At 57.7% G+C, this 5,980-nt stretch carries 9 protein-coding genes; 5 read left to right on the top strand and 4 right to left on the bottom strand.

What is annotated here, in order from left to right; all coding sequences use genetic code 11:
- Positions 1-544 (bottom strand): GAF domain-containing protein (locus tag RCH11_RS17955; RefSeq protein ID WP_327058393.1); only part of this gene is annotated, 544 nt, incomplete at its 3' end.
- 373 nt (positions 545-917) lie between these two features.
- Between RCH11_RS17955 and RCH11_RS17950 the strand changes: the two genes are divergently transcribed.
- The 3 genes from RCH11_RS17950 (at position 918) to RCH11_RS17940 (ending at position 1,973) form a co-directional block, all read left to right on the top strand.
- On the top strand, positions 918-1,301 hold the full coding sequence (locus RCH11_RS17950; protein ID WP_327058392.1) for a hypothetical protein: 384 nt from the start codon (positions 918-920) through the stop codon (positions 1,299-1,301).
- 76 nt (positions 1,302-1,377) lie between these two features.
- A complete protein-coding gene (locus RCH11_RS17945) occupies positions 1,378-1,707 on the top strand; it encodes a DUF7882 family protein (RefSeq protein ID WP_327058391.1) in 330 nt (109 codons plus the stop codon).
- Complete coding sequence (locus RCH11_RS17940) at positions 1,704-1,973, top strand: hypothetical protein (protein ID WP_327058390.1); 270 nt, start codon at positions 1,704-1,706, stop codon at positions 1,971-1,973. Before RCH11_RS17945 ends, RCH11_RS17940 begins: the two co-directional genes overlap by 4 nt.
- A gap of 191 nt (positions 1,974-2,164) precedes the next feature.
- Here RCH11_RS17940 and RCH11_RS17935 read toward each other — a convergent pair whose 3' ends face one another.
- The gene (locus tag RCH11_RS17935) at positions 2,165-2,359 is read right to left on the bottom strand and encodes a hypothetical protein (protein ID WP_327058389.1); all 195 of its coding nucleotides are present in this window, start codon (positions 2,357-2,359) and stop codon (positions 2,165-2,167) included.
- Positions 2,360-2,581: 222 nt separating this feature from the next.
- Between RCH11_RS17935 and RCH11_RS17930 the strand changes: the two genes are divergently transcribed.
- A complete protein-coding gene (locus RCH11_RS17930) occupies positions 2,582-2,842 on the top strand; it encodes a hypothetical protein (protein WP_327058388.1) in 261 nt (86 codons plus the stop codon).
- A gap of 339 nt (positions 2,843-3,181) precedes the next feature.
- Here RCH11_RS17930 and RCH11_RS17925 read toward each other — a convergent pair whose 3' ends face one another.
- Positions 3,182-3,400, bottom strand: coding sequence for a DUF2945 domain-containing protein (locus RCH11_RS17925; RefSeq protein WP_327058387.1), 219 nt, complete (start codon positions 3,398-3,400; stop codon positions 3,182-3,184).
- A gap of 637 nt (positions 3,401-4,037) precedes the next feature.
- Between RCH11_RS17925 and RCH11_RS17920 the strand changes: the two genes are divergently transcribed.
- On the top strand, positions 4,038-4,328 hold the full coding sequence (locus tag RCH11_RS17920) for a putative quinol monooxygenase (protein ID WP_327058386.1): 291 nt from the start codon (positions 4,038-4,040) through the stop codon (positions 4,326-4,328).
- A gap of 483 nt (positions 4,329-4,811) precedes the next feature.
- Here RCH11_RS17920 and RCH11_RS17910 read toward each other — a convergent pair whose 3' ends face one another.
- The gene (locus RCH11_RS17910) at positions 4,812-5,912 is read right to left on the bottom strand and encodes a glutathione-independent formaldehyde dehydrogenase (protein ID WP_327058394.1); all 1,101 of its coding nucleotides are present in this window, start codon (positions 5,910-5,912) and stop codon (positions 4,812-4,814) included.
- Positions 5,913-5,980 lie beyond the last annotated feature (68 nt).

Below are 5,980 nucleotides of genomic sequence, written 5' to 3'. Positions count from 1 at the left end.
CGGTCGTGTTCAACTGAACAAGAACGATGCCGGTGGCCTGGTGAACCTCTCGTCGAAGCGCCGGCGCCGCCGCCGACTCCACAGCCGTGTCATCGAGCGCCGCCACCATTGCCTGCTGAACAGTGCCGCCCGCGATTGCAGAGGCGATCATCAACGCCGTGGTCTGTTGGTGATGGTCCAACACGAGAGGTCTGTCGCTATAGAGGGTTGCAACTCCCACCGTGACCGCACCCATCTGAATCGGGACACAAAAGATCGCGCCGACCGGCAACTCGCCAAGCGCTGCACCCAGCACCGGCCAATCATCGTGGCCTCCCGAGGCGACATCCGGAACCATGACGATGTGGCCTGAACGGGCGACCGAACTTTGCGGCCCTTCACCGAGTTCGAACTGCAGCTCGTCAATACGCGCCGCGATCGCACTACTTGAGCAGAGGGTCATCCGCGCGCCGGAGGCCGTCATCACTGTGACGGACGCACCCGAGACGGGAAGAGAACTCAGAAACGGGCGACACAGGTCATGCGCTTCAGCGGGCTGCGGCATTACTGCTTCCGCATGGGCCGAGTCGGTCACACCGATCCGCCCCGCCCGTAGACGAAGTGCAGATCGCCGACCTGCGTTTCCGTGAAAAGGATGCCGTACAACCAAAACACCATCGTGACCTTCCGCCGTTGGACCGTCAGGTCCGGGACAGTTTTTTTATACGGTACCCCACACACGCAAACCGACCGCAGGGCACGTAATCGCAGTGGGTCGCGATATCAAGCCGAGAAGTTGACATCCGGTCGATGAAACGTCACAGTGGTCATCGTCACTCCAGCCCCTGGTGCATCCGAATATCTTTGCGGATTGGGGCCATCGTGACATTTTTTGTTTCACCAACTTCTCTCATTCCCGAGGCGAAGGCACAGACCAGATGACACTTCAAGAAATACGTTCTCTATCGAACGTCACCGCGGGGATCGAAGTGATCCGCTTAAACCGGACCGCATGGCGTATCTCGAATTCATCCATCGACGAGGGCGATCCAGACCGGCTGCACGGCTATATTGAACGGCTCGAGAGTGACCGATACGAAGTGCTGTGGTTAGCGGCGCCGGTCAGCTGGGCGTATGTCGATTCGTTCGAACTTGCGCTGGCCGCAGCCGCTGACCGCCCACACTTCAGCGGCACCATCGAACCGGAACGCGACCTGGCGACCCGGGCTGGTACCACTGCGTTGTTCCGCCCACTGCGTCGGCGCCAAAGCAGCGCCGCAGTAAAAATCCACCGTTGGAAGAAGCAAACGCCTGGCCTATGACCAAATGACCAAATGACCAAATGAAGCGGGGCGGACTGTCGCCTCGATTCCCACAACCGCAAGGAGTGTGTGTTCAATGGGTTTCCTTTACTACGGCAACAACAGTTACGCGGTCGAAATCGACGACCGTCCCCTCGCCCATCTGAAAATCGTCCTGCTGAGCCTGCTTCGCGCGGGCAAAAGCGCCGCATTCTGTTTCGACCGATCAACCGACATCGGCAGTGGTCGGGAGACTTTGTGGATCAGCCCGACAACGGAAATTCGATTCCGGTTCAACGGAAACCGGGCACCACGCATTAACGAGCAATGGCTGAAAGTCATCGCCGCCACCGCGGATGCCTCCACCGGGTTGCGCCTGGTGGCCGAACCGGTCGAGATCCCCATCCTCCTTCGATCGGCAGGATGATCCAGCAACGGGTTCTGATCGATATCGAATTCGCTGTCGATGAAACCCAGTTCAAGCTCACCCAACTGGCAGACGACGCGGTCGGCATTTCCGACGTGACCGAAACGGACGTTCGCGAGGCCGTTACCGCGGGAATAATTCACGCCGATTGGGCCGCGCAAGGACTTATCCCCCAACGCAGCACCATCACCACCCGCACCTCCACCCCGAGTGGAAAGTTTGTCGAAATACTGCTCCCCGCCGACACCAGCGTCATCGCAAACTAGAGAGAACAACCCGCAAGCCCCGCGAATCACCCGATCCCACCAGCTTTTTGAGAACGCAATACCGTGACCCGAAGCGTGGATGGACACGAGTTGGTTGCCTAAATCGGCGGACCTTCCCCGGGGTTCTCAGCCTGAACGCCGCCACCGTCACAGGCACGCACCCCAAAACGGTTCACTCATTCAAGACATTTTCACGAGAACATTTGATCTCCTGCTTCGACGCGAAAGATAGTTAGCTTTGTTTGGCTCTGCGAATCTGATTTGTCGTCACGGTTCTCCAGCGCCAGTATCGGTGTGGTCAATTCCCGAATCAGGTCGGTCACCTCAGCGCGTCTCAGCGCACCAAGACAGCCAACAATGCCGCAGAAAGCGAGCAGGGCGGACACGCGAGAGCCGTCAGTTCTCGCTGACGTCCCCCGGTGGCTTCCCCTGTCGTAGAAGTGGCACTCGCCGGGCCGAAAACCAGAGCGCGCCCAGACGTTAACACCAGAGCCGCGACTGAACTTGCGCTGCCTTAACCAGGAAACGGACTCCTCGAATGCGTCTCACGAGCGTACGTTTCAAGAAAACCGTCGCTAGCAACGCTCTTCCTCAAACCGAATGCAGGCATGACCTTTCTCGTAAATATCAACGAATCGCTCCATGCCATCGAAGACGCCCAGCTCAGCGGTGTTGAAACGCAAATTCTTGCCGCAGTGCACGCCGGCGGGGCGTTCGTCGACCTTCCCGGAAGAAGCGGCCAATTGGTGCGGATTCTCGTCACTCCCGCCACGATGATACGAATTGAGAGATTACCGTCGCCGGTAGCCACAACTGATGACGACGAAGCTATTGGCGACCTCACCTTCATTGACTTGGACATGTTGTAAAAACCCAAGCATCGGTAACAAAAGTGCAGATCGGGATTGTCGGTTGTGTCATTGTCCCGTCATGCAAGGGAGCGCTGCGGAAAAGGCACCATTTATCGCCTGCATTCGCGCCTTGACTATGTCAAGGTTTCCGGGACCTATCTGGGTAACGTGAATCGCGAGCGATCGTCGCAGCACTGACCAATTGGTCTTGAGTTCTGATGACCGTCCGAAGCACGAAATATAGCAAGACTGGGTCGCAGAGAAAAACTACCGAGAGGCGCCACCATGCGGAGTTCGCCCGTCAGGGAATGAGTGGATGCGAAAGCACGGCACGCAGTGCGGCGTGATCTCCAATGCTTAGTCAGCTGCGAGTTTTCGCAGCGCTGAACCTTTATGCGCTGCTTTTGCCCCAGTTTTTTCGGACTTCACGATGAAGGCGGGTTCGTCGTCGGAGGCGTGAACTTTTTGACCGTCGAACTGAAAGTCTTTGGTGCGACGTTCCTCAATTGTGCCGTGCGTGCGCCCTTGTGAAGTGGACCAGGAGACGCGATCGCCGATTGTTAATGAATCCGACACTGAATACTCCGATTTTTCAGACCTATCCAAAGCGCAAATGCTCAAGCGGGCTTTGCGGTGAACTTCACCCGACGGCGACGACTACCAGAATTGAAGACAACGGTAGCAGGTGAGAAGGCTGACCCGAAGGGTATGAAGAGCAGCCGGCCAGCCATCTCCCGCCCCGTGGGAGACGAATCAAAAAAACATGAGGCGGTGTCGGCGGGCTGTTTTTGGGGGGGGCGGGGGAAATCAAGTGACCGGTGATAGCTTTTCGAAGGCCCTCCCGTCACACGCGATCTTGGCGTCAACGAGGGGCGCATCGCAAAGTGCAGAACATCTGTGCGGTTGCAGAGGCGCCCTCTACAGGACACAATCCGTCAGTGATCCTGACCTCGGCGGCAACGACAACGTCCGCACCGATGGTCGTCGGCCAGCCCCTGCAAGGTGGCGCATTGCGAGATATCTCAGCCGGACTCAAGACGTGCAACATTGCCATAATCGGGAACACCACGAAGCTCACCTTCAAACTTCGTAGTACCTGAATCTGTGGGCTACCCGCAATAAACAACATCATGATGTAGCTGCCGCGGCGGAAGGCTCATCAGTGAGATCGGCCGTCGGTCGATCTCGTCAATCCATCACCTTGGAGGTTCCCATGATCACACTCAACGTTTTCTTCGACCTGAAGCAAGAGTCCGAAGCCGAATTCGTCAAGCTTCTCAACCACATGGTCATCGAGTCCAACAAAGAAGACGGTTGCTCCCTCTACCAGTTGTGGCAAAACGCCCACGACAAGTACAGCTACACCCTGATCGAGCACTGGGAAAGCCAAGAGCACCTTGATGCCCATGCCGCGACGCCGCACTGGAACGCGTTTAACGACACCGTGAACACCTTCCTGAAGTCAGATTACGACGAGCACCACTACGCCGAGATCGCTAAATAGATACAAACTGTGGCCGGCCGACTCGGCTCGGCTTTAGCCACCAACCGGGACGGTTCAGTCTGATGCCCATCTGGCCGTCCCGGTCGGTGACCGGCTTTTCAGTCCCGCGTATAAGACCGGGGTGGGCAAGCGCCATACCCTACAGGTCACCGCAACGGGCACCCGAACACGGGCATCCCCGTGGCAAGGTCAGGGACCAGCGGATACATCAGTCTGGGGTGATTTCCCGACAGAGGTATCCGATCGCCCGACGCATCACGTCCGCTTCTTGCTCCACCAGTTCACGGCTGAATTAGAGGGGATAAGGCTGTCGGGTCCTGGCGTTGATCCTTCCACTGAGGGAACCTAATTCCAGCAAGTCAGATGTCGGCTAAATCGACAGCAGTCCCGGACTGAGTCGACCGCACCGCCTCTACGGTCGAGGCGGTGCGGTCGAGGCCGTTCGGTGACTGCGTCGCGGCGCAATCTTTCGGGATTGGCGTTTTAGGGCTTGAGGATGACCTTGGTCCAACCGTCGATCCGGTCGTCGAAGTTCTTGTAGGCATCCACAGCTTCGCTGAGGGGAATCTCGTGAGAAACAATCCACGATGGTGTGGCCTTGCCCACGGCAATTAGATCACGCAATTGCCGGTTGTACTTTTTCACCGGGCACTGGCCGCTGCCGAGAGTCTGGCCCTTAAGCCACTGAAGACCATAGTCGATGGCAAACTTGCCCTGTTTGGCGTTCTCATCTAGGCCACCCGCGTCTGCCGGCAAAAAGACTCCAACAACGCCGATGCCGCCGGTGAAGCGCACGGACTGGATCAGCCGATTCAATGTGATCGCCGGGTCTTCGGTGCCGTTTGGGTCGTGGGCCTGATAGCCGACACATTCACAACCCCGATCCGCTCCCACACCCTGTGTCTGGTCCAGTACAAACTGAACCGGGTCAGTCTTGGAATCATCGATGGCGATCGCGCCGATCTGCTCGGCGAGAGCCAGCCGGTCAGGACGCCGGTCTACGACCATGACCTTACTCGCGCCCTTGATCGTGGCAGACAGTGCAGCCATCAGCCCGACCGGACCCGCACCGTAAATCACCACCGTGTCACCGGGGATCACACCTGCCATCTCGGTAGCGTGGTAGCCCGTCGGAAATATGTCGGAAAGCATCACATAATCGTTTTGCTTCTCTACGGCGTCCTCCCCCAAACGTAGGCAGTTGTTGTCACCGTAGGGCACACGAAGCATTTCGGCCTGCCCGCCGGAATATGGACCCATACCAGCGAAGCCGTACGCGGCGCCAGCGGCACCCGGGGCGGGCTGTGTGGTCGTGCAGTAGTTAGTGAAACCACGCTCACAGTTCTTGCAGAACCCGCAAGAAATATTGAACGGCAGCACGACTCGATCGCCGACTTTCACCGCGTCGACGCCATTACCAATCTCGATGACCTCGCCCATGTTCTCGTGACCAAACGTGCGTCCGACCTCGAAATCGGTGCGTCCTTCGTACATGTGCAAATCTGAACCGCAAATATTTGTTGTCGTGATGCGCACCAGAACGTCAGTGGGACGTTCGTGAGTATTTGAGCTTTTGGGGGCCACCGATATTGACGTTCGGGGCCACTGGTCGATCTGGTCAGTAGCGCGGTGTGGGGCCACCGAGTATTTCC

This window comes from Glaciihabitans sp. GrIS 2.15 (genome assembly GCF_035984695.1).
Classification (GTDB): Bacteria; Actinomycetota; Actinomycetes; order Actinomycetales; family Microbacteriaceae; genus Lacisediminihabitans.
The sequence above is the reverse complement of the archived record's forward strand: the minus strand, read 5'-3'. Positions and strand labels throughout refer to the sequence as shown.